This is a genomic window from Akkermansia sp. GGCC_0220 (assembly GCF_017566105.1).
Lineage (GTDB): Bacteria > Verrucomicrobiota > Verrucomicrobiia > Verrucomicrobiales > Akkermansiaceae > Akkermansia > Akkermansia massiliensis.
Genome location: NZ_JABFCI010000004.1, coordinates 158,630 through 182,968 on the forward strand (window position 1 = coordinate 158,630; position 24,339 = coordinate 182,968).

A 24,339-nucleotide genomic window follows, 5' to 3' on the forward strand; every position below is an offset into this window, starting at 1 on the left:
CCTCCGCCTTCTCTTTCCGGAAAACCTTCGGCCTCGCCCCGGTCAAAAACGTGCAAAACCATGCAGCCCATACGCTTGCGCCTATGCCGCCACGGACTGGAAAAACTTGAAGCCCCGTGTCCCCCCCTTCCCGGCGACGGAATGAGAAGAGGACCATGACCGTCACGGCAATCCCCAGGCTCCGCGCAGGCGCAGGTATTCCTTGGCGGGCAACAGGATGTAAAGGGGATGCCGGGAGGGGTCCAGCCATGCGATCATGGCTCTCAAATTTTCCTCGCTCATGGCGGTGCACCCCGCCGTGGGAGCTCCCCCATCCCTGCGCCAGATATGGAAAAAGATGGAGGAACCGGCTCCCGGCACGGGTTTTTCCCGTCCGGATGCGGCATTATGCCGGATGAACAGTTTCAGGCTGTGGGCGTAATCGTTCAGCTTCATCTGCTGCTTGAACTCCCACGGCGTGACGGGGTCATGCTTCAGCACGAAGTGCTGGTTGTACAGCGGAGAAGCGGGATCATCCACCCACATGTCCCGCGGCGTGATGCGGCGGTACGGCATGGAACGCTTCTTCTGCGGAACGGGAACGGTGCCATACACGCCCCCCAGCTCAAAGATGCCGGCGGGAGAGCGCAAGTCCCCCTCCTTCTTCACCGGACCGCCGGAGGGAGGCATGCTGACGCCCCTGCCCCACACCAGACCGGACTTTCCCAGACGCGCCGGAAACGGACCTTTCACCATCACCCAGCCGCGCGGCCCCTTCTCCAGAAGGCTCAATTGCACATGGGAGCTGTTCCAGCCGTCCGCGGAACCCACAATCACCTGGCTGCAATCCGCGGGAAGAGCCGCGGCCGAAAAACAGAACGCCGCCAGCATGCACAAACACAGGTATACTGCCTTCATGGTCCGTAGCATAACGGCGCCGCTCCGGAAAAAAAGCAAATACTCCGTCTCCGCAGCCGCACCGCTGAACGGAAAACTTCCCTAGTTCAGCGGAAGAACCTCGTTCAACAGGGATTCGATGCCTTCCTTGGCAAAGCGGGAATACAGGTACAGCTTTTTGGCCTCCATGTACTTGCCCAGGGCGGAACCCACTTCTCCCGCGTTCCTGCACTTTTCCGCATCATTCAGCAGGTTCACCAGGGTACTCGCCTTCGTCGTCAGGTCCAGATACTGGGCGTTCAATTCCTGGTCATTGATGAACAGCTCCTGGTCCTTGGAACGGAGCTGCTGGAGTTCCTCCCAGGCGCCGTACACGTCCTGCATGGCTTCGCGCTGGCGCGCCGCGCCCAGAGCCCGTTCAATAACGGCCATCTTGCCAAGGTCCTCCACAAACTGCTTCTGGAGTTCCGGATCATCCTTCACCAGAACGGCGAATTCATGCTGGTTGTCAAAGATGCGGCGGTAATTCTTATTCTTGTGAAAGCGCTTGAAGTCCTCCAGCGCGTGGGACTGCTGACCGGCGGCCATCATGGCGTTCCGCAGCGGAAGAAGGCGGGGGTTCTTGGGCCAGATTTCAATGGCGCTCTTCAGGCATTCCTCCAGCTTGGCCCGGTCACCTCTGGCGAGGGCTTCCTGGCCCTGGGCAATATAGGCGTCACTGGCGAACACGGCGGCGCTGATGGCGGATTCCGCACGGCCCGTGCTGAAATCCCGGGAGGTCTTCTTGAGGTTTTCCACCAGGGTGAGGGCTTCCTCGTAATCCTTGCCGTTCATCAGCTCAAACAGCTTTTCCACGTCCCGCTTGAAGGCGTACAGCTTCTGCTTCTTTTCATACGGGAACGTGTTCACGGCGGGCATGAACTCCCCGATCAGCAGCGCCTCATTCAACCGTTCCAGGGCATCCACGTAATGATGGGAATCAACCAGGTTGTTCACGGCCTTCATGTGGCGGTCGGAATCACGGGCCAGCTCCCGGGAAAGGTTGTCCAGAATGGCGACGGTGGGCGGGGTGCCGAGCGTGCCGCTGAACATCTTGGCGGCGTCCGAATTCTTGTCCAGCCGCAGCTTGGTATCCCCGTCATTGAACAGGCGGCTGTAAATGCCGCAGCCTATGGAAACATGGTCAAAGCGCCGCTGAGCGAATAACTGAACCAGCGTGGACTGGAAAACGATCTTCGCTTCCGTCACCGTCAGCACCTGTTCACTCTCCAGCTTCAGCTTGCGGGCCTCCATTTCCACCATGCGCTTTTCCAGGTACTTGTAGCGTGGGTTGTTCTTGGCCGGATTATTGGCAGAAGTGCCCTTTTTCCCGCCCTTCTGGTTGGAGGGAGAGCCGGAGCTGGTGGTCACGCCGCTCTCCATGAGGCTCATTTTCTGGGCATTGCTGCGTATTTCCCTCTCCATCGCTTCAAGCATCTTCCCTTTGTTCTTTCCATTGCTCTTGGCCTGCCATGCGGTGTAGATAGCCTGGCAGAGGGCATCGGAAACGCCACCGTCCAGCGGATTGCTGGAGGCGGCGGTCAGCAGATCCACCACCTGCCGCACCACGTTGTCCGCCATCAGCTTTTCCTTGCGCATGGAAAGCGTCTCATGAAGCTTTTCAAAAATCTTCTGGTATTCCTTCGCATCCTCCGTGCTTTCCTCCGGCTGGCTCAGGTACTTATTGAAGCGCGCCTCAATTTCCCGGAAACTGCCCATGTTCAGCGTTGTTCCGTTGATGGTCACGGTGCCGTCCTGGGGATTCAGGAAAGGAATTTCATTGCCGTACAGGGACTTGGCATCTCCCTGCCGGGAAGGCTGGTAGGCATTCGGCTGCGCGGCAGGCGGGGAGGAAGGGGGCGCGGCAGGCGCACCGCCGCCGGAAGCGGGGGGATTGTACATCATCTGCCCCAATGCGGGAACCGCGCAGGCCAGGGTCAGGAGAAAGCAGCTTTTCATGGGGCGGGGAAGGTTGTTCATTTAGGCTGAATGGATGTGGCTACGCATACGCCGCGCACCTTCGGATTGACGTCTTCCACCCGGAACTCTATTCTGTATTGTTGGTCCCGGTTGATGTTCAGTCCGTTCCTGGCTTCCGCAGAAACACAGACGGGAATAATGTACTCACGACCGGAAGCGTCCCTGTACAAAAAGGAAATCAGCTCGGACTCGCCGCGCGGAAAACGGTCGATCACCGTTCCGTCCAGCGCATAGTTGTTATTGGAAAGCTGGGAGGCGTTCGCCGCCAGGATATCCAGCGGAATATCCGACCCCGCCTGCGGCTTCTCCCTGGCACGGAACACGACAAACCCCACGATGACGGCCAGCACAAGAACAGCCGCGCCGGCCATCAGCATCGGCGTGGATGATGAGGAACTCTTCTTTTTTGCTGCACGTCGTCTCGCCATAACTTTTGATGGAAAAAGTATATAACGAACTCCGTGCAAGTGCACGCATTAAATTACAGCTCCCAGCGCGAGCGGCGGATTCCCGCGTAGGAAGCCGCAATGCCGCATGCAACATGCACGCCCAGAACAATGTAACAGGTCAGCGCGGGCGTCAGGTCCGTATCCAGCACATTCTTGACGGCGTTGTACACGTCAGATTTCAGGGCGGAGATGCTGCCGGACCACGCCCAGTATGCGGAAATGAAGGGCCGTATGAAGCCCTCCACCTGTTCCGGAAGGGCCAGCACCGCTCCGGAAAGGGGAAGCTGGAAGCCCACCAGGTAAATGCTCAGGAGGGAGGCCTGGTCCGCACTCCGGGCCAGGGAGGAAATGCCCAGGCATACAAAGGTCATGGCGGCATCCGCCAGAATCAGGAACAGCAGGTGCGTCAGGCCCCCGCCGCGGTCCCAGAAGAAGTCCACAAAGGCGAACATCCAGACGGACTGCACCAGCACCAGAACGCTCAAGTAGGCCAGCTTGCTCCCCAGGTACGCGGAGGGCCTCATTCCCGCGTATTTCTCCTTTTCCATGATGGCCCGTTCTCCGGCCACCTCCCGGGCGGCGTTGTTGGAACCCATCAGGCCCAGCAGAATCACCTCGAACATGATGATGCCGGAGACGGCGGAACCCGTCTTCATGTTCAACTGCTGGGCTTCCATGTCCTTCTGGATGGTCTGGACGTCCTGCGTGGCGGAAAGGCCCACGATCTGCCCGGTCCCCTTGTCCGTGAACATGGCTACCAGCACCGGGAACAGCAGCACCATCACCAGTTGAAGAACCAACTGGGAACGGTCGCGGAAAAAGATGCGCCAGCGCCGACCCAGCAGGCAGAAGAACTGCGTGAAGAATCCCGGAACCTCCGGAATGGCTTCCGCCGCGGCCTCCGGGGAATTCCCGTTCCCTTCCGCAGGCGCAGTTTCCCCGGAATCGCTCCGCACGGCGTCCCCCTTTTCCGTTCCGGGTTCCTCGGGAGCCTTCTCCGCCTCCACGTTGCTGCGGACGGCATCAGGGTCCGGCAATTCTCCGGAAAGAATCTTCTTCTCCCTTTCCTGTTCCAGGCGGGAATAATAGGAATCCCGGTGCTTGCCCCACGAACGGCACCAGGAGGGGCCTTCACGGTCCTGAAGCTTCGGATAAATCTCTTCCAGCGAGGAAACGCCGAAGTAATGCAGCATCGTCTTCGGAGAACCGTGATAGGCCACGCAGCCCTGGTGCATGACCAGGATGGAATCATACATGTCCAGGTGGGAAAGGCTGTGCGTGACGGAAATGACGATGCGGCCTTCCGAACGGGAGATTTCATGCAGGAGGTCCACAATATCGTGCTCGGACCGCGGGTCCAGGCCGGACGTTACCTCATCGCAAATCAGCAGGCGCGGATTGGACACCAGCTCCATGGCCAGCGCCAGGCGGCGCTTCTGGCCGCCGGAAAGAATCTTCACATCCCGGTCCGCAATCCCCTCCATCCCCGTTACCTCCAGGGCATTGTCAATGCTGTCGTCCAAATCGTCCACGGAATCGAACCGGCAGCGGAGCCTGGCGGCGCTCTCCACGTTCTCATCCACGCTCAACTGGTCATAGGCAATGCTGAACTGGGGAACGAACCCGATTTCCGACGGCTCGAAGTCCTCTTCCGCCAAATCATGGCCGTTCCAGAAAAAACGTCCGTCCGTTTCCGCAATCATGCCCGCAATCGCCTTTAACAAGGTGGTCTTTCCACAACCGGAAGGGCCAACAACAGCCATAAAATGCCCGCGAGGCACATTAAAACTAACATTGTCCAATAATTTCAAAGGACCATCCGGTGTTTCTATTTCATATGTAATGCCGTCCGCCTGCAACATGGTTCTTTTACTCTAGCGTATCAACTTCCGCATCATCAAGGAAAATCGGGCATCAGTGTTTTATCTTGCCGTAAACGAAGAATATGTTATTCAAAAACTTTCCCTTTAAGGCATTTCCCCAATTAAAATCAAATGGTTTTCCCCCGCATTCTTGCTTTAGCCGCCTTGCTGGCCCCCCTGGCGGCCGCCGCCCGGCCTCCATCCGCGGACCAACCCCGTTTTACCGCCGTCCTGGATGATTGGCGCATTTCCTATATGGACGAACCCGGCCATGTCCATCTCGGAATCTCCATCATGCTGCAAGGCAAAGGAACCTTCGTCATTCCTTCTTCCGGGGAAGGGCAGCTCACGCGCCTGGTCATGCAGGATTCCACCGGAAAAGAAATACCCTGCAATCCCTATCAGCCATGGGGAACGCCCGGCAAGCTCAATCCTTCCCATGTCACCGGGTCCAACTCATCATCCTCTCCCGGTTCACCCTACAAAACCCTGCAATTCTCCTGCGGATTCAGGGAGCTTCCGGCCCCTCAATCGGAATGGCTGCGCATCCGCGGGACCTGGACCGTCCAGTTCTGCCCGGAACCGCAGCGGCTGATGCTGAAGCAAACGGTCAAACCGGCGGAAGAACCCCAGACTTTTTATCTGGACCTTCCGGAACCGGACGTCCGGGAGGACAGCGACATCGCCCGGGCCAATTCCGCCAGCAACACTGCTTCCATTCAGCTGAAAACCAACGAAGAGCGGACCGCCCTCTCCTGCGAGGCGGAATTCCCCTCTTCCGCTTCCATTCAAGGCTTTGCCATTCTGGATTCCTCCGGACTCCCCATACCGGGCCTGCGGCGCGCCCATACGCCGGAAATCACAGAACATAAAGATGGTAAAACCAGCATTTCCTGCCTGCATGAAATGGAAGAAGGAGCGGGAAAACCATCCCCTTCCCTTCCCCGTGAATTGAATCTCGGCGTCGTTTACCTTCCCCGCAAACATTCACTGGATGTTCCCATTGACCTGGCCGTGAACCCTTCCCTCTCTCCGCCTTCCACTCCCCGGGAAGCGGTGAACAACCATGAATCCGGCCTCTCCGCACAACCGTCACCGGCTCTTCAGGTAAAATTATACAATTGGGTTTTCCATAAAGAAGGCCATGAACCCGTCTTCCTCGGCATTTACATTCATACGGATAAAAACCACGCCCTGCTTAATGATATGGAACAGCAGGGCGCCAGTTACATCAACCTTTCCACCCCCGGCGGAAAAACAGCCGTTCACTGCCGGGTTCATCCCCCCACATGGGGCACTTCCACCTACAATATGCTCTTTTTCCCTCTTCCCCGTTCACTGCCTCCCGGCGACAAGGGATGGCTGCTGACCGGGGAGCTCCGCGTGCCGGCCGGAGAGGTCCGGACAACTCCGGCCCGGACGATTCCCGCAGAACCGGGCAAACAATGGGCGATCGACGTTCCGGGGGCATCCGGAGACTATCCTCCCTTCCAGGTTCAGGCCACCCTCCTCAGCATCAAGCCCTCAGCAAAGGAATTCCGGGCCACCTTCAAGTTGAAGGGTCATCATGGAAATCCGCATTTCAGCGGCTTCCATGTGGAAGGGGGCATGCAGATCATGTCCAACAAGGACCCGGAGGATGAAACCGCGCAGCTCATCACCTATTCCTTTCCGCACTCTCCCGCTACTTTAAGCTGCTGTGTAAAATACATCGGCCGCCCAACCGTCATACGCCACCCCCTGAACATGCGCATCGGGCTGGGAGGCATCGTCCCGGACCCTCCGGAAAAATGACATTCCGCTTTTTTTCATGGCTTCCGTCCTGCTACGGAACCATGATGGAGGCATGATCCGGCAAGCGTCCCGGGAAGATTTTCCGGCAATCCTGAAGCTTCAATTACTCGCCTTCGGAGAAGTGGCGGAGCGGCTTGGACTCGCCAGCATCCCGCCTCTGGAACAAACCCTGGAACATTTGCGGGAAGAGGCGCGGAACAGCGTCTTCTTCAAGTATACGGAAAACAGCCGCATCGTCGGCTCCGTCAGGGGCTGTCTGGACGGCAAAAACGTGTGCCATGTCGGCAAGCTGGTTGTGGATCCGGCCCGCCGGAACAGGGGAATCGGCCAGCAACTCATGCTTGCCCTGGAAGAACACTTCCGCGGACAGGCCGCCGCCTACCTTCTGTTCACTTCGGCAGATACTCCTGAAACCCTGTATCTGTACCTCAAACTGGGCTACACGGAACTGTACCGGAAAGAGGCCGGAGGGATGACCACGGTGTTTCTGGAAAAGAAGGCGTGAGGCCGCCGGAAGCCCTCATTCCATTAGCTTCCACACCGCCAGCCGGGTGATGGAGCCTATCAGCAGAAGAGCCGCCGCAATCAGGAAGGGAGACCATCCCAGCACCCCCGCAGCCAGCAGAAACGCCACGGCGCACACCAATAGAAAAGCATTGATGAACCGCATCAGGCTCCATTCCTCCGGATAGAGGGGCGATAGGCTGAAGGCATCCGCCACCCTGTCCATCACGAATTCAAGAATTTCACTTTCCATCCATTCCCACATAGACTTAACTTTTTTACCGCAATTTGACCATCAATGATTTACCTGCACATGCAAGTAAAAGAATGGTCGGAGTTTTTCATGATGAAAGGGTTTTTCAAGGGCCCGGAGGCCCTTGTTCCCGGCGGCGCGAGCATCAGGCAACACAGGGGAATGGGGGCGCCCATGGCGTAAAACAGGCATCCGGCCTTCACGGACCCTATTCAGAACGGGAAGTCCGCATCGCCCACCGGGTCCACGGCCTTTTCCTCAAACTTCTTCACGGCTTTCTGCTGGGGATTCACGGCGCGGACGACGAGCGCGCGGGGCGGCATTTCCCGGCGCTTTTTGAACTCGCACTTTTCCTCGCACAGGTTGCAGGTATTCAGGCGCGCGCGTTCCTCAGGCCGTTCCGTGGTGACGGGGCAGGCATGTTCGCACGCGCCGCAGCCGATGCACAGAGAGGGGTCCAGCCTGGGCAGGCGGTGTTCCTGGCCATCCCGCCCGATGTAGGGCACCGTATAAAGGGCCTTGGTGGGGCAATGCTCCGTACAGGCGCCGCAGTCCATGTCCTCCCGGGCAACCAGGCAGCGGCAGACGTAAAACCGGGCTACGGCGATGCGCGTGGTATCCTTCGTAATTTCCGCGGTATCCCTCTCCGCAGTAATGGGCAGCCTGCGAATGGCTCCTGTGGGGCAGACTTCCGCGCAGCGGTGGCAGTCGTACAGACAATACTTGGTGGAAAAATCCATCCGGGGCTTCATGAACCCTTTCAGCCCAAGCTGCAAATAGGCGGGCTGGAGCACATGGGTAGGGCAGTTGGCAATGCACATCTGGCAGCCGATGCAAACATCCAGAAAACGTTCCAGGGAACCGGCTCCGGGAGGAAGAACGCACTGGGTGGGGTCCAGCCTCTGGGCGGCGTCGCCCCGGCATCCGGAAAGAGCCGCCGTAGCCAGGCCGGCCGCCGTAGCCCCCAGGAACTGGCGGCGGGAGCTCCCGGCAATGAAGGGAACCGCGGCAGAAGAAGCGGGAGCGGGCGCCGGAGCGGTTTTTTTCTTCCTGGCGGGAATCAGGCGGCGGGTTTTGGCAAACCAGCGGTAGCGTATCCCCCCCTCGCTGCACGAACGCACGCAGTCATAGCATGCTACGCAGCGGGAGGAGTCTATTTTGTATTCCTTGAGGTTCAGGCACTGGGCCTTGCATGATTTGACGCATTTGCCGCATTTCTTGCAGGAGGCGGGATCAAAGCCCAGCCGGAAGAGGGAAACGCGGGAAAGCAGCCCCAGCAGAGTACCGACGGGGCATACCGTATTGCAGTACAACCGCCCTTTCCAGGCGCTCATGGCGACCACCAGGCCGAGCATGCCGGCAGAAGCCAGCAGAGCCGGGAGAGCCACGGGAAAATAATTCATCCGGACCAGGTCCGCGGAAGAACTGTCAGCCGCCAGCAGGTTATTGCTCCAGATGGCGGCAGGCCACGCCAGCACATACATGATGCGCCCGAAAATGCTGTACGGGTCCAGCCAGTTCAGGGAGAGTCCGGCCAGTCCCGTCACGCAGCAGGCGGCCAGCAAAACCAGAACCACATACCGCACCCACAGCACGGGGCGCGCAAACTTCAAGAAGCGCTTCGGCGCAATCCAGCGGCGGATTCTGAAAACGATGTCCTGGAGAATCCCCAGCGGACAGAGGAAGGAGCAGTACACCCTCCCGAACAGCAGCGTAAGCAGCAGCAGAACCGCCAGAATCACGGCGGAAACGGCCACCCCGTCCAGAGCCCCGAGCACGGATGGAATGAATTGCCACTGCGCCAGGGAAAAGGAGTCTTCCATGCCCTCTCCGCCGCCCGTCATGTTCGGTACGTTCCACGCGGGGATATGGTGCAGGAAAGCGTACGCAATCCCGAGGAAGAAGATGACGGCCACCGTCACGCGGAGCCACTTCAGCGGACTGACGAAAAAGGCTTTGATGACTGACATATTTATTTTAAACCCGCCGGAGGCGGAAAGTTGGCCCCCTTCGCGTCATCCGCAGGAGGGGGCGCCGCGTCAGGCCATGCTGATGCGGCGGATATTGAGCTTGGAAAGGTCGGCGGTGCCCAGCCCCATTTCTTCCCCAAGCTGCACGTGGCGGATCTTTCCGGCCTTGTTCAGCAGGGCCGCGCCTGCGGCGTCAATGGCTACGATGTCACGGGAAGCCAGAAGGGTTTTGCGCTCCACCAGGTCATTCGTGTCCTTCCCCACGGGGCCGTTGCGCACCATGGGCATGTAGGCGTCCAGCACGCACAGGTCCGGCTTGCGGAAATACACGGCGTCCGCGATGCACTGGTGCAGGTCGTTCTTATGCATGGCTCCACGGTCCCAGACGGTGCCCATCACGTTTTTCATGCAGGCGGTCATCTCGGAACCGCTGTGGTGCTTGAGCGGGGGGCAGGTGATATAAACGTCCGCTTCCAGCACGGCCTTGTGCACCTTGGCGGAGGTGAATTTTTTGGCCTTCGGGTTTTCCGTCTGCACGTACTGCCCTTCATTGCCGCCGTCCACCATCACGCCCCCGGCTTTTTCCACGGCCTCTTTCACGCCGCTGCCTTCATAGGCGCCGTTGTGGCAGCAGTGGTCGAATACCCTGACTTCCTTCGCCCCCGCCTGCTTGCATAGCTCCACCAGCGTGGCGACGGTTTCAGGATGGGTGTTGGAGCCGAATTCCGGAGCCTTGTTCCAGCCGATGTTGGGCTTGATCACGACGGTCTGGCCCGGCTTGACGAATGCCTTCATGCCTCCCAGCGTATCCACGGCCTTCCTGACCATTTCCGCACGGGTTCCGTTGCGGACGGCCACCAGGTCCGGAATGCCGGAAGCTGCCGAAGCTCCGGCCTCCTGGGCGAACAGGGAATCCATGTCCGATATGGCTGCCAGCGCCCCTACGGCGGCAGTCCCTTTTAGAAAAGTGCGTCTGTCAGTCATCTTCGTTGCAAAGTCAGTGGTTTATCCCCGCATGCAAAGGCATGTACAAGGTTTTATGCCTCTTCCTAACATACGCGTTGCTGAAAAACAACCTGTCATCATTCCTGCACGGGAATTTTTACAAACGAATTGTCATACAGGAGCGGCTCCTATAAAACCCGGTCATGAAATGTTCCCTGCTCAGCCGTCCCATGACCTGCACGCATGACTGGATCAGCCGCGTCGTCCTGCCCGGGGATACGGTCGTGGACGCCACGGCAGGCAACGGACACGACACGGTTTTCCTGGCCCGTCTGGCCGGCCCTTCCGGCCAGGTGCACGCCTTTGACGTGCAGGAGGAAGCCATTCGCGCCACCAGGGAGCGTCTGGAGAAAGAAGGGCTGCTCACCTCCGCCGTCCACCTCCATCTGGCCAGCCATGACCGCCTGGCGGAACTGGTCACCGGTCCCGTGAAGGCCGTCGTCTTCAACCTGGGCTACCTGCCGGGCGGGGATAAAAAAACGGTCACCAAAACGGGCTGCACCCTGGCGGCGCTGGAACAGGCCGCCGCCCTCATCGCCCCGAACGGCCTTCTCAGCGTCATGTGCTATCCCGGCCACGAAGGCGGGGATGCGGAAGCGGAAGCCGTGGAGGACTTCCTTTCCCGCCTGCCGCACCATTCCTGGCGCACCGGCAAATACCAGCTCCTGAATACCGGAACTCCGGCCCCCTTCCAGATCTGCGCGTTCAGGCTGGACTGACCTTCCCCGTAAAAATACGGGAACAAGGCCAGTTCACCATCAAATGCCCGGAAAAACCATCAGTCCCGGCATTCCTTCATCCATTCCACCACCTGCGCCAGAGCCCGGGCGCGGTGCGACATGGAATTCTTCACCTCCATGGGAAGCTGGGCAAAACTCAGTTCATGGCCTTCCGGGACAAACAGCGGATCATAGCCGAACCCCCCTTCCCCGGCCGGTTCCGTCAGCATGTGGCCTTCCACGGAACCGGAAAACTCCGCCAGCACGCTGCCATTCCTGGCAAGCACCATCACGCAGCGGAACCGCGCGGAGGGCTTGTCCCCCGGCTTGACTCCGGCGCGCCGCAGTTCCTCCATCATGCGGAGGTTGTTCCGCGCGTGGTTCCCTTCCTCCCCGCCGAAGGAGGAGGACCAAACGCCGGGACGGCCGCCCAGCACATCCACCTCCAGCCCGGAATCATCCGCCAGCAGGACGCCGGGAATGCACCTGGAGGCGGAAAGCGCCTTGAGCGTGGCGTTCTCCGTAAACGTGACTCCCGTTTCATCCACGGGCGGAGCCTGGGGGTAGTCGGCAAGGTCCTTCACTTCCCATTCTCCGGCCAGCATGGCGCGGATTTCCCCGGTCTTGTGGGCGTTGCGCGTGGCAACCACCAGCAGAGGCAATTCTTGTTCCATCATCATGAATTTTTTGCAGTTGAAAACCGTATGGAAGACCGCGTTCAGCAGTCAATTTCCAGGCTGACGGGACAATGGTCGGACCCCGTCACGTCCGGATGGATGGCGGCGCCCTTCACCCTGGGAGCCAGCGGATTGGAAACGCAGAAGTAGTCAATGCGCCATCCGACGTTCCGGGCGCGGGCGCCTGCGCGGTAGGACCACCAGCTGTACCAGCCCGGTTCCTCCGGATGCAGGGCGCGGAAGGTATCCGTGAACCCGGCCTCAAGCAGCAGCGTGAACCCGGCGCGCTCCTGGTCGCTGAACCCGGCGGAAAAACGGTTCTCCCTGGGGCGGGCGATGTCGATCTCCTCATGGGCTACATTCAAATCCCCGCAGAAGACGACCGGCTTGGTTTCCGCCAAGGCCGCCACATACTTGCGGAACGCAGCATCCCACTGTTCCCGGTACGGGAGGCGCACCAGCTCGTTCTGGGAATTGGGGGTATAGCAGTTGACCAGGTAAAACTGTTCAAACTCCATCGTGCACACGCGCCCCTCCCGGTCATGCTCCGGCCAGCCGATTCCGGTGGACGTGGAAAGGGGCTGCACACGGCTGAGGATCAGCACGCCGGAATAACCGGCCTTCTCCGCCGGATTCCAGAGCTGGTGCGGCCAGGAGGAAATCCACAGGTCATTCACCTGTTCTGGACGCGCCTTGATCTCCTGAAGGCAGAGGACGTCCGGCTCCAGCGCCTCCACGGCGTCCCCCATTCCCTTGCCGAGGATCGCCCGCAATCCGTTCACATTCCATGAGACGAGTTTCATGCACGCATACTTCCCGTTTTTGCCGGCTCCGTCAAGCCCTCAAACACCCCCGCCCCGCACCCTTCCAGGGGACCGCTGAAAACCCTTCTTCCGGAATCATCCCCAGTCTTTTGCATGCCGCATAGAACAAGCGTTTTTTCTTGCCAGGACCGCCCCCTCATGCTTACTTAGATAGGCAAACACCCCGAGAGACACTCGAGAGTGGGTCTGTCGACCCGCTCTTTTTTGTCTATCCATCACACTCCTCCACACTCATGACAAACGATATCAAAGCTTTAATTGACTACTACGAGAGGGAAAAAGGGCTCTCCCGTGAAAAAATTCTTCTCGCTCTGGAATCCGCTTTTCTCTCCGCCTACCGCAAGATGGTTCCCGGCTCCGGCAGCATCAACTACCTGAGGGCTGAAATCAACGTGGACAAGGGGAAGGTGCGCATCTTTGCGGATCTGGAAGTGGTGCCGGATGAAGAATACTCCGACAAGTTCAACCAAATCCCCCTCTCCCTGGCCGTCAAGCTGGACCGGAACGCCGTCCTGCACGACCTGCTGCCCACCAACATCACGCCGAAGGGCTTTGGCCGCATCGCGGTGCAGACTGCCCGCCAGACCATGCTCCAGAAGCTGCTGGATGCGGAAAAGGAAATGCTTTACGACGAGTTCAAGGACCGCGCCGGCGATCTGGTGACGGGCACCATCCGCCGCTTTGAAAAGGGGGACATCTTTGTGGACCTCGGCAAATTCGAGGGCGTCATGACCTCCCGCGAACGCGTGCCGAATGAAGACTACAGCGTCGGCGACCGCATGCGCTTCTACGTGGTGGAAGTGCGCACGGAAGCCCGCGGACCGGAAGTCATCCTCTCCCGCAGCCATCCGAACCTGGTGCGCCGCCTCTTTGAATCGGAAGTGGTGGAAATAGGCGACCAGACCGTGGAAATCCACGGCATCGCCCGTGAAGCGGGCTACCGCACCAAGGTGGCCGTCATCAGCCATGACGACAAGGTGGACCCGGTGGGCGCATGCGTAGGCATGCGCGGAGCCCGCGTCAAAAACATCGTCCGGGAGCTCAACAACGAAAAAGTGGACATCCTGGAATGGACGGAGGACCCCGTCATCTTCGTCCGGGAGGCCCTCAGCCCCGTGGAACCGCGGGAAATCACCGTGGACGAGGAAGCCAAAAAAATCTTCGTCATCGTCCAGGACGACAAGGACCTCTCCAAGGCCATCGGCCGCAGGGGCCAGAACGCCCGCCTCACCTCCCGCCTGATGGGCTGGGACGTCCAGGTGCGCGTCTTTGACGTCCAGGAAGCGGAAAAACGCCAGAACCAGGCCGCGGCCGAGGAAGTGATGCGCCAATGCCAGGCCGCCGCAAAGACCCTCAGCGAACAACTGGAAATCCCGGAAGAAACCGCCATGGGCCTGGTGACCATGGGTGGGACGGACCTGGTGGCCCTCACCGGATTTGAAGCTTCCGACATCGCGGAAAGCATGGGCATTCCCGCAGAGGAAGCCGCCCAGATTCTGGACAAGGCCCGGGACCTTATCTCCCAATAACCGTTGAGCGCGGCGCTCAATATCTAACAAACTTAAATTAAGATGCCTAATAAACAAGAAGAGAACGAACCCAAAAAGGAAGTGTTGGATCTGATCGGCGGATCTCCCAAAAAGAAACGCGCACCCCAGCCGGAACCCGCACCGGCGCCATCCCGTCCTGCCCCGGTCAAGAAAGAAGCTCTCGACTTGCTTTCCGGCCCCAAGAAAAAAGCGTCCGTCTCCGCTCCCTCCGAGCCGGCTACCGCCCCTGCCCAGGCCGCACCCGCCGCAGAATCTGCCGCGCCTGCCCCCCAGGAAACGGACTCCGCAGACGATAAAATCATCAACCTCAAGCCGCCCGTCTCCGTCTCCGAGCTGGCAGGCATGCTGCAAGCCAAGCCCTTCCAGATCATCAAGGACCTGATGGGCATGGGCATCTTCGCCAACCCGAATACGCCGCTGGACGCGGACGCCGTCAGCGCCATCTGTGACCTGCACGGCTACACCTTCGCCCGTGAAAAACGGGAAAAGGGCGGCGGCGTCAAGGCCCAGCAGGAACCGGTCAAGGAACCGGAACCCGTGCCGGTGGTGGAAGAACCCAAGGCCACCCTCATCCTGCGCACGCCCATCATCACCGTCATGGGCCATGTGGACCACGGCAAAACCTCCCTGCTGGACTACATCCGCAAGGCGCGCGTAGCCAAGGGGGAAGCCGGGGGCATCACCCAGCACATCGGCGCCTATACGGTGGAATACAACGGCAGCACCCTCACCTTCCTGGATACCCCGGGACACGCCATCTTCACGGAAATGCGCGCCCGCGGCGCGGACGTGACGGACATCGTGGTACTGGTAGTGGCCGCCAATGACGGCATCATGCCCCAGACGAGGGAAGCCATCGCCCACTCCAAGGCGGCCGGCAAAACCATCATCGTGGCCATCAACAAATGCGACCTTCCGGCCGCAGACCCCGTCAAGACCAAGAGCGGCCTGATGGAGGAAGGACTGGTTCCCACGGACTTCGGCGGCAACGTGGAATGCGTGGAAGTCTCCGCCCTGACCGGCGACGGCATCGACGACCTTCTCGGCCTTCTCGTCCTTCAGTCGGAAGTGCTCGAACTCCAGGCCAACCCCAAGGCCAACTGCCGCGCCTCCATCATTGAGGCCCGCGTGGAACCCGGCACGGGCAGCTCCGCCACGGCCATCGTGGAAAGCGGCACCATTCGCGTAGGCATGCCCTTCATCTGCGGCCCGTACGCCGGCAAGGTGCGCGCCCTGGTCAACGACCACGGCGAACGCGTCAAAAAGGTGGGGCCCGGCATGCCCGTGGAAATTACCGGCTTTTCCGAAACTCCGAACGTGGGCGACGAACTGGTGGAAATGGAAAACGAACGCGCCGCCAAGAAGCTGGGCGAAGAACGCCAGGAGGAACTGCGCAAGCAGCGCCTGGCCCAGCCCCGCAAGGCCCGCATGGAAGAACTGCTCGCCATGATGGGCGACGGCACCCAGAAAGCCCAGCTCAAGATCCTTCTCAAGGGGGACGTGCAGGGCTCCGTGGAAGCCATCAAGAAGGCCATTATGGACATCCAGTCGGACAAGGTGGAATGCGTCTTCCTGAACGCCTCCGCCGGCCCCATCTCGGAATCGGACGTGCTGCTGGCCTCCTCCTCGGACGCCGTCATCCTGGGCTTCAACGTCAAGGTGGAAGCCAACGCCGTGAAACTGCTCAAGCGGGAAGGCGTGCAGGTGAAGCTTTACTCCATCGTTTACGAACTCATCGACCAGGTGAGGGATGCCATGCTGGGTCTTCTGGAACCGGAAACGCGTGAAACCATCATCGGCCACGCCAAAGTGCTCCAGGTCTTCAAACTCAACAAGGGCCGCGCGGCGGGCTGCATGGTGGAGGACGGCAAAATCCTCCGCAGCTGTGAAGCGCGCGTCATCCGCGACAAGACTCCCGTCTTTGACGGTAAAATGTCCACCCTGCGCCGCTTCCAGGATGAAGTGGAAGAAGTCAAGGCCGGCCTGGAATGCGGCATCCGCCTGGGCGACTTCAACGAATACGAGGCAGGCGACATCATCGAATGCTACACGCTGGAAAAAATCCAGCAAACGCTGTAACCCCAAGCAGGAATCATATAACAGGGATGGACGCCCCTTTCACGCCCCTCCGGGCGTTCAAAGAAGCTCCATCCCTGTCCTTTCTTCCCCCATTCTTCCTTCTCCGATTGAACCAATCGGTCCATCCATCACTCTATCCCTTCATATGAGCAGACGCACTGACAAGGTAAATGAACTCCTCCGCCGTGAAATAGGCACCACCATCCAGCGGGACTTTGAATTCCCCGGAACGATTGTCACCGTTATTGAAGTGGAAGTGACGGACGACTTGAAAGAAGGAAAAGTATGGGTAGGCGTCGTAGGAAAAATGTCCCCCGCCCAGGTGCTGGAAAAACTGAACTCCAGGCATGGCCTCATCCAGTCCGCCGTAGCCAAGCGCGTGGTGCTGCGCAACACGCCGCGCCTGTCGTTCCGGCTGGACGACTCCGCCCAGCGCGGCGTTGACCTGGTCAACCTCCTGGAAGACATTGATAAAAACCTTCCCAAAGCCCCTCCGGCCGATCCGGAAAACGGCGAGGAATAAAACCCTGCTGAACAGTAAAAAATCCTCCTTGTCTTTTTGCAAGACAAGGATTTCTTTTTCCGGCCAAAAGCACGGAGGCAATCGCCGTGCCGTGTTTACGGACCGGCAAAACGGCGAAGTGGAATTGGCAGGATGATTTTTTCAGGGGAAATTCTGTAACAGATACAAGGGCCGGGAGGCCCTTGTTCACAGAGGAACCGTTACCGGGAAACGGGGTGGAATTTATTTCTTCCTTACCTCGTCACCTTCAACCTCAGGAACCGGCGTGCCGGGGCGCTTTCCTCCAGAGCCGCCGTATCACGGAATTCCCCGCGGACACCGGCCGGAGTGACGATTCCTTCATCGGACCATTCCTTCAAGTCGGACGAACTTTCCACACTGAACGCCACATCCGCCGCTTCCGGATTTACCGGCCAGGAAAGCACGAGGTATTTTTTGCCCCCTTCCTCCCGGATCGCCAGCCCCGTCACGCTTCCGCACGGTTTGTTGGGGTCCAGGCCCGTTGCATACTTCATCAGGTTGGTGACCCCGTCTCCGGCGGGACAGGCATCCGGAGCCATCTGGTCCTCCGGCGTTCCGTCCCCGAAGTTGTCCTTTTTCCACTTATCGTACCCTGCCGGGGCCGGAGCCGCGGACTGGGTCAGCGTGAACGTTCTTTCCTCGCCGCCGCACTGGACGGTGACCACGGCCACCCGTTCCGTTTGCTGGGCGTTGGCTTCCATTTGAATGTCCAGCGTGGCAGTTCCGGAGCCTGAAGCCGGCCGGACCGTGACGCAGGCCTGGTCACAGGATGCCGTCCATGGAAGCTGCGTCTGCACGGTCAGCGTGGTGGAGGCAGCGGCAAACCCTACGGTTTCCTCCGTTTTGTCGATATTGACGGGGTTTACGTATTCATAGCTGAAGGCGCTGGCGGGAATCTCCTGCCTGCCTATTCCCGGCCCCTCCCATTGCATGGTGAGGGCAGAGCCGGAGGCGTGGCCCACATAACCGATGCGGATGGGATGCACCCCCGCCGCAAGCCGGACGGCCTGTACCGCATTGGGCGTGACTTCCGAACCCTGCCGGGCATTGGAGTTGGCTTCCGTGCCCGGCGTATAGGCGTAGTCCGCATCAATGAGCTGCATGCCGTGCAGGTGTACGAAGGCTTTGGATCCCGCGTTGGAATCCGTCTGAAGGTAGAATTTGTACTCCCCTGTAACGGGAACGGTAAGGTAGCCCGTGAGTTCCACCCCCTTTTGAGCGGCGGAACCGGCATTCACGCTGAGAGAAGCCACAGCGCCTGTGACAGAGGGCGCCTCTTCCATCTGGCGGAAGTCGGGCACCCAGTCAAAACCACGGTTCCAGCAGCGCATTTTCAGACCTTGCCGGAGATTGGCCGGAGCCGTTGCAGCGGGCACGTCACCGGCATTCAGAGTTCCATTCGTGGAAGGCAGGGAGCGCCGCACAGACAAGGCCCGGGCCTTCATCTTCGCCTGCAAGTCCGGACGGGAGGAGGCGAGATTGGAAGCTTCCTGCGGGTCTTTTTCAGTATCATAAATCTGGAAGTCCTGATCCGTCCCGGAAATGTTGAAACGCACGCCTTTAAGGCCATCCACAAACACGACCTGCTGCAAACCACGGGGAGAGCTTTTGTGGTGCGACAGGAAGTCCTGATAGGAGGCGCCATTGCCGCCATAGTTATATTCGGAATAAATCAGGCTCTCCTTCTGGCGTTCCGGCACGCCGGCCAGCGTCGGCAGCAGGGAAACGCCGTCGCAGCGCGCAGGAACCGCCACGCCCGCCGCATCCGCAAAGGTAGCCATCCAGTCATGGAACTGGCAGGCATTCAGGCTGATGCCGTTGGCAGGAATCACGCCGGGCCAGCGCACCAGGGTGGGCACGCGCATGCCGCCCTCCCAGCAGTCGCGCTTGATGCCGTCCATCATGCCGTAGCTTTGGAAGAAGGCGGGATTCTGCGCCCCCCGCTGGTGCTGCCCGTCCGAACCGCTTTCATTATGAGGTCCGTTGTCGGAGGTAAAGACGATCATCGTGTTGTCATCAATTCCCAAATCCTTGAGCGTTTGAATCAAATCCCCCATCACATCATCCACGCGCCTGATCATGGTGGCGTGGCGTTTCTCCGTCTGGTTGGGGGAGGCGTCATTGATTCCCTCATTGTCCGGATGGATGTAGGTATCCTTGGAGAAGGTTCCTTCCACCCCGGCCGCTGCCGCCCGCTGCGCCGTAGCCGTGTTGGAGGCTTCATACCCGTCCTCATTCCCGGCCACCCACTGCAAGCCTCCCTTGAGGCCCGGTTTGGGGGGATAGGCGCACGCGGGCACCGCCAGGGAACCGTGCGGAGCGGGGAAGGCCAGGTACAGGAAGAAGGGCTGGCTGGCCGATTTGGCATGGTGGTCCACGATCCACTGCTTGGCGCGCGCGCCGAACAGGTCCGTGTCATAGGCCGTATCCGGAACCTTGTTCGTCACATTGGCGAAGGCGGGGGAAGAGGCGCCGTCATTGTATTCGTAAATGTTCTTGGATTCCGTGATGTAGTGGTAGTGCCCCGTCAGGTGCTCCATAATCCCGTAAAAGTAGTCGAATCCGCGTTCGTTGGGGCGGGCATACAAGCCGGACGGCCCCTGCCCGTAGCCGCCGATGCCCCATTTGCCGACAGCCGCCGTATGGTACCCGGCGCCTTTCAGCACTGTGGCCAGCGTGTGGGAGTTTTCTATGGGATAATCAAAGCTGTTGTTGCGGATAACTCGGGAATGGCCCTGGTGCACCCCCAGCAGCAGGGAGGCGCGGGCCGGGGCGCAAACGGGCGCCGCGCTGTAATGGCGCCGCAATTGCATCCCTTCCACCGCCATGGAATTCAGCTCCGGCGTCTTGAAGCTGTTGCGCCTCGTTACCGTTCTTCCGTTCTTGTCCTGATGGTTCCAGTTTTCTTCCAGGTCGCCCCAGCCCATGTCATCCACCAGCACGAAGATGATATTGGGCCTGGCCCCGGAAACATGCCCCGGCATGGCCGGCTTTTCCGCCACATCCGTCTGAAGCGTCAGCAATTTGGCCGCCTCATCATAATTCCATGAAACCGCCCCTTTCGGCAGTTCCTTCACAGTGATGGAGGCGGTCGTTTCCGGCTTGAACTGCACGCCCAGCGTATGCCTGCCCGGCCAGGCGGCAATGAGATCTTCAAAAGAGGAATCAAACAGGACAACGTATTCCCGCGCCTGCAGGGAGGGGCTCTCCGGCTGTACGGCTGACTTTTGCGGCACGCCGTCCAGCACGGATACATGGACGCGCCCCAGCGTCAGGGAAGAGCTGGGCAGGGAAATGTCCCCCTCCACGGAAAGAGCGCCTCCGGGCGCATAAGTGATCGTCCCCGGAAACGTGCCGCTGCCGCCCAGCGCGCAGCTCCCCTGCACCACCAAGTCCACCGCCGGAATCTCCCCGTCAAAATGGATGGAGGAGTTGTTCAGCGTAATCGTTACATTCCTGCCCACGTTCCGGATTTCCCCCGCCTTGACGTGCCGGTCCGTATAAGTCACCCGGGCGTCATCCAGAATCGTCTGTTTCAGCGTCCCCTTGTCACCGGTAATGCCGGATGAGCCGGAAAGCGTCACATTCCCGTCCACTCCAGTTTCCGCCAGGTCCAGCGTGGAATTTTCCAGCGCAAATTCCGTGTTCGCGCCGATGTTCCATTGGCCGGACGCCTTGGCAGAGGTTCCGGAAAAAGTCACGGAGGCCTTCTCCTGCGTCACCAGGGAGCCCTGGTACAGGGACATGCCCTCCAGCCGCCCGGCGTCTTCCACCGTAATCGTATTGCTCATGCCCCGGTCCGCCAGGTCCAGCGTGGGCATTCCCTTCCCGGCACTCATTACAAAGCCGATGAGGCCGGAAATATTATTCAGCAGCATTCCTTCTCCAATGCGCACGGCTCCCCCTCCCGTCACCGTCACGCGCCGCGGAGCATCGTTTTCAGAAGTCAGGGAATACAATCCTCCGGAGGGAGCTCCATCGTCCTGCCCCACATAAAAACAGCGGCCTTCCGCCACATTCCACTCCTGGTCGGCGGCTACGCGCAGCTGTGCAATCCCGAAATCCGCATTATAACCGCCCGTGCTCGTGTTTTCCACGGTAATGCCGCCCGTCTCCACGCGCAGATATACGCCGGAAGAAGTATTCAACACGAAGAGCTGGACCTTTCCTCCCGGCTGATTGTTAACTCCCGCCACCCGGATTCCTTTCAAATACCGTCCTCCGGACCCCAACCCGCCTATATTGGTCATGCCAGCCGAGTCTGTCCCGTTCGTGACCATCCAATGCGTGTAGGCGGAGGCCGACGCGCCGGGAGCAGCCGCCGGCGCGCTTCCGTTCAGAGCCCAGTTTGACAAGTTCGACCAGGGAGACGCCGCCCCTTTCCAGACATATTCATCGGCGGCAGACCTGGCTGGCGCGAGAAATAATAAAGAAGGAACAAGAACAGATAAGAAACGGTACAGGAACATGGCAAGCTGGCGGAAAAGTGATTCAAGAGGCATCAGGCTAAAGAACAAACTGCCTGAGGAATCATGTTGATTACTGATATTAAATATTAAAAAGTGTTAGATTCTGCTAACTGAAAATAAAAAAGCCGCCAATTTCAAAAAACGGACGGCTTGATCAAATGTTTCAGGAGCATGGACTTAAAGTCTGCGGCGGCGCATCATCAGCGCAGCCAGCCCCAGAAGACCCAGGGAGGCCGTGGCAGGTTCGGGAACCACCAAATCACCGTTAATCTGAATTCCCGAAAGCCCGGCAAAGCAGCCCTTGTTATAAGCGCTGTTATTGGAAGCCGTGATGGTGATGGTCAGGGATTCCCCGGCTTTCAGCAGAAAATCATCGTACGTGTGGCTTCCCGTATGAATGCCGGTCCATGCGCCGGTGGAACCATTGGCGGCGGTGGAACCGTTATAGGTCAGCGTCTGGTCCGGCTGCCCGTCAATGGAGAGAGTCATATCGACAGGCTTGTTGAAATTGCCTTCATATCCGCCCACATAACCATTATTGGCTATACCGTTGCCACCATTCTGGGCAGCCCCCGCACCCGTGAACCCGACCATGGACAGGTCAATGGAAGAAATCAGCATGTCCTGAGAACCGGTATTGGTGAATGTGAAGGAAACGCTCCATGTATTGTTTCCGGCGCCTCCCACATTGGCATTGGGGGAAAACACGGAGGCCGGAATGGAACCTGAGGCCAGGAGGTCATTGCCCGAGGTGCTCTTGCTGAAATCGTCAGAACTGATCGAGGTGGAGGAAGTGAGCCCTACATCGGATGTCGTGTTCACCGTGACGGTATCCAGGGAAGTGCCGGTCCGGTTAAAAGTAGTGGAACACAACACCGCAGCCTGGGAAACTGCTGTTCCAAAAGTCAGGGAGGCAATGAATATCAATGATTTCTTCATAACTAGGAGAGGTTGGATGAAAACAACCTTTATCCCTTAGCGGATTGCCAATCCGAAAAAGAAATCCGATGTGCCATTTTTATGCATAAAAATCTGGCATTAGGAATTTTACAACGATTTAAAATTCCCAAAAAAGAAACTCTCATCAGAAAACGCCCCTGGGCGTTTATCTTCCTAAACATCTTGTTTTTATCATTTATTGTTGACTTCGGATTGGCAATCCGTTCCGTATTTTTTTCTCCTTCACTAACGGCTTGCCAGAAGAGAGGAGAACAGTTAAGTTCCCCGAACGGACAGCCTGTCCATGAGATGGCTGGACCTTTTTCCAACATGAACGGTTACTGCTACTTCATTCTGGGGATATTGATCCTGGCGGCCGGTTATTTCACCTACGGGCGGGTGCTGGAAAAGATTTTCCGGCCGGACGCCTCGCGGCAGACTCCCGCCGTGGCCTGCACGGACGGCGTGGATTACGTGGTGATGCCGCGCTGGCGCGTGTTCCTGATTCAGTTGCTGAACATTGCGGGGCTGGGCCCTATCTTCGGCGCCGTCATGGGCGTGCTGTACGGGCCGGCCGCGCTCCTGTGGATCGTCATCGGCTGCATCTTCGGCGGAATGGTGCACGATTACTTTTCCGGCATGATTTCCCTGCGCCACAAGGGGGAAAACCTGCCGGAAATCCTGGGCCGCTACCTGGGCAGCCAGGCCCAGTGGATCAGCCGCGCCGTCTGCATCGTGTTCAGCGTGCTGGTGGGCGTCGTCTTCGCCGTGGGCCCCGCCGCCATCCTGGCCCCCATGACTGGCTGGAGCGTTTCTGCATGGGTGTGGATCATCTTCGGCTACTACTTTCTGGCGACCATCCTTCCCATCCAGGCCATCATGGGAAAGGTGTATCCCCTTTTCTCCGTCGCCCTGATCATCATGGTCGTGGGCATTCTGGGCGTGATGCTCCTGGCTCCCTTTGCGGAATTCATGCCGTACTGGATGCACATTCCTTCTATGGAAGTGCTCCCGGACCTGGACTTCTTCCATAACCGCCACCCGGCGGATTTCCCGCTCTTCCCCGTGATGTTCATCACCATCGCCTGCGGAGCGGTGAGCGGCTTCCACGCCACGCAGTCCCCGCTGATGGCGCGCTGCCTGAAAACGGAGCAGGAAGGACTGCCCGTCTTCGGCGGAGCCATGATTACGGAAGGAATCATCGCCTTCATATGGGCTGCCGCCGCGCTGACCTTCTACGGCACCCCGGAAGCCCTGGGAGCGGCTACCGCCAACGGAAAGGCCCCGGCGCTGGCCATCCAGATGATTTCCGAATCCTGGATGGGCCACGTCGGCTCCATCCTGGTCATGGTCGGCGTGGTCATCCTCCCCATCAGCACGGGGGACGGCGCCCTGCGGGTCACGCGCCTGATGATTGCGGATTGCTTCAAGCTGAACCAGGAGCAACTGAGCCGCCGCCTGATGATCGCCATCCCCCTCTTTGCCGCAGCCATTGCCGTAAGCAGCATGGACTACGCCATCATCTGGCAGTACTTCGGCTGGGCCAACCAGCTCCTGGCCGCCGCCACCCTCTGGGCCGTCTCCATTTACCTGCGCAGCAAAAACCGCTGCTGCTGGACGGCCGCCGTTCCCGCCGCCTTCCTGAGCCTGGTGGTGCTCCAGTACCTGTTCTCCAGCCCGGAAATGTGCGGTTTCAGTTATGAAGCTTCCCTGGTCTGCAGCGTCCTGCTCGTGGCCGTCATCGGCGTGCTGTGCCTGTTCCGCGGCTCCGGACTGGAAAAAGCGGAGGAGCCCAACCTGTAATTT

At 59.3% G+C, this 24,339-nt stretch carries 19 protein-coding genes; 7 read left to right on the forward strand and 12 right to left on the reverse strand.

Annotation, left to right across the window (positions count from 1 at the left end; all coding sequences use genetic code 11):
• Nucleotides 1-162: 162 nt before the first annotated feature.
• The 4 genes from HJW02_RS04605 to HJW02_RS04620 form a co-directional block, all read right to left on the reverse strand.
• Nucleotides 163-897: a L,D-transpeptidase family protein gene (locus HJW02_RS04605; protein ID WP_022396904.1), complete on the reverse strand. Its 735-nt coding sequence runs from the start codon at nt 895-897 to the stop codon at nt 163-165.
• Between the two features lie 81 nt (nt 898-978).
• Entirely contained in the window at nt 979-2,874 is a 1,896-nt protein-coding gene (locus HJW02_RS04610; protein ID WP_146019374.1) for a hypothetical protein, read from the reverse strand.
• A 17-nt stretch (nt 2,875-2,891) separates the two neighbouring features.
• Complete coding sequence (locus HJW02_RS04615; RefSeq protein WP_146018274.1) at nt 2,892-3,323, reverse strand: hypothetical protein; 432 nt, start codon at nt 3,321-3,323, stop codon at nt 2,892-2,894.
• 53 nt (nt 3,324-3,376) lie between these two features.
• Nucleotides 3,377-5,206: an ATP-binding cassette domain-containing protein gene (locus HJW02_RS04620; protein WP_022396907.1), complete on the reverse strand. Its 1,830-nt coding sequence runs from the start codon at nt 5,204-5,206 to the stop codon at nt 3,377-3,379.
• A 132-nt stretch (nt 5,207-5,338) separates the two neighbouring features.
• On the opposite strand from HJW02_RS04620, the gene HJW02_RS04625 reads away from it, so the two are divergent.
• Entirely contained in the window at nt 5,339-7,000 is a 1,662-nt protein-coding gene (locus HJW02_RS04625; RefSeq protein ID WP_102721127.1) for a hypothetical protein, read from the forward strand.
• Nucleotides 7,001-7,052: 52 nt separating this feature from the next.
• Entirely contained in the window at nt 7,053-7,505 is a 453-nt protein-coding gene (locus HJW02_RS04630) for a GNAT family N-acetyltransferase (RefSeq protein WP_180971116.1), read from the forward strand.
• 15 nt (nt 7,506-7,520) lie between these two features.
• On the opposite strand, the gene HJW02_RS04635 is transcribed toward HJW02_RS04630, so the two are convergent.
• The 3 genes from HJW02_RS04635 to HJW02_RS04645 form a co-directional block, all read right to left on the reverse strand.
• Entirely contained in the window at nt 7,521-7,757 is a 237-nt protein-coding gene (locus HJW02_RS04635; RefSeq protein ID WP_146018273.1) for a hypothetical protein, read from the reverse strand.
• A 212-nt stretch (nt 7,758-7,969) separates the two neighbouring features.
• Nucleotides 7,970-9,727 carry a 4Fe-4S binding protein gene (locus tag HJW02_RS04640; RefSeq protein ID WP_102721125.1) on the reverse strand — a complete coding sequence of 586 codons (1,758 nt, stop codon included), beginning with the start codon at nt 9,725-9,727 and terminating at the stop codon, nt 7,970-7,972.
• Between the two features lie 69 nt (nt 9,728-9,796).
• Nucleotides 9,797-10,711 carry a DUF362 domain-containing protein gene (locus tag HJW02_RS04645; RefSeq protein ID WP_022396912.1) on the reverse strand — a complete coding sequence of 305 codons (915 nt, stop codon included), beginning with the start codon at nt 10,709-10,711 and terminating at the stop codon, nt 9,797-9,799.
• 164 nt (nt 10,712-10,875) lie between these two features.
• Between HJW02_RS04645 and HJW02_RS04650 the strand changes: the two genes are divergently transcribed.
• Nucleotides 10,876-11,451, forward strand: a complete 576-nt coding sequence (locus HJW02_RS04650) for a class I SAM-dependent methyltransferase (RefSeq protein WP_102721124.1) — start codon at nt 10,876-10,878, stop codon at nt 11,449-11,451.
• A gap of 59 nt (nt 11,452-11,510) precedes the next feature.
• Here HJW02_RS04650 and HJW02_RS04655 read toward each other — a convergent pair whose 3' ends face one another.
• Together HJW02_RS04655 and HJW02_RS04660 are read right to left on the reverse strand one after the other, a co-directional pair.
• Nucleotides 11,511-12,131: a non-canonical purine NTP pyrophosphatase gene (locus tag HJW02_RS04655; RefSeq protein WP_102721123.1), complete on the reverse strand. Its 621-nt coding sequence runs from the start codon at nt 12,129-12,131 to the stop codon at nt 11,511-11,513.
• A 38-nt stretch (nt 12,132-12,169) separates the two neighbouring features.
• Nucleotides 12,170-12,931, reverse strand: a complete 762-nt coding sequence (locus tag HJW02_RS04660; RefSeq protein WP_022396915.1) for an exodeoxyribonuclease III — start codon at nt 12,929-12,931, stop codon at nt 12,170-12,172.
• Nucleotides 12,932-13,185: 254 nt separating this feature from the next.
• Here HJW02_RS04660 and nusA point away from each other — a divergent pair, with 254 nt between their 5' ends.
• The 3 genes from nusA (at nt 13,186) to rbfA (ending at nt 17,104) form a co-directional block, all read left to right on the forward strand.
• Nucleotides 13,186-14,481 (forward strand): transcription termination factor NusA, encoded by a 1,296-nt coding sequence (nusA, locus tag HJW02_RS04665; protein ID WP_022396916.1) that lies wholly within the window; start codon nt 13,186-13,188, stop codon nt 14,479-14,481.
• 42 nt (nt 14,482-14,523) lie between these two features.
• Nucleotides 14,524-16,581 (forward strand): translation initiation factor IF-2, encoded by a 2,058-nt coding sequence (gene infB, locus HJW02_RS04670; RefSeq protein WP_022396917.1) that lies wholly within the window; start codon nt 14,524-14,526, stop codon nt 16,579-16,581.
• Between the two features lie 145 nt (nt 16,582-16,726).
• Entirely contained in the window at nt 16,727-17,104 is a 378-nt protein-coding gene (gene rbfA / locus HJW02_RS04675) for a 30S ribosome-binding factor RbfA (RefSeq protein WP_102721122.1), read from the forward strand.
• 233 nt (nt 17,105-17,337) lie between these two features.
• Here rbfA and HJW02_RS04680 read toward each other — a convergent pair whose 3' ends face one another.
• From HJW02_RS04680 to HJW02_RS04690, 3 genes are all read right to left on the reverse strand, one after another.
• On the reverse strand, nt 17,338-21,375 hold the full coding sequence (locus tag HJW02_RS04680; protein ID WP_180971767.1) for a sulfatase-like hydrolase/transferase: 4,038 nt from the start codon (nt 21,373-21,375) through the stop codon (nt 17,338-17,340).
• Between the two features lie 396 nt (nt 21,376-21,771).
• Nucleotides 21,772-22,533, reverse strand: a complete 762-nt coding sequence (locus tag HJW02_RS04685; protein WP_102733228.1) for a PEP-CTERM sorting domain-containing protein — start codon at nt 22,531-22,533, stop codon at nt 21,772-21,774.
• A 29-nt stretch (nt 22,534-22,562) separates the two neighbouring features.
• Nucleotides 22,563-22,865, reverse strand: coding sequence for a hypothetical protein (locus HJW02_RS04690; protein ID WP_208050604.1), 303 nt, complete (start codon nt 22,863-22,865; stop codon nt 22,563-22,565).
• Between HJW02_RS04690 and HJW02_RS04695 the strand changes: the two genes are divergently transcribed.
• Nucleotides 22,864-24,336, forward strand: a complete 1,473-nt coding sequence (locus HJW02_RS04695; RefSeq protein WP_022396920.1) for a carbon starvation CstA family protein — start codon at nt 22,864-22,866, stop codon at nt 24,334-24,336. The genes HJW02_RS04690 and HJW02_RS04695 overlap by 2 nt on opposite strands.
• The last annotated feature ends 3 nt before the right edge of the window (nt 24,337-24,339 follow it).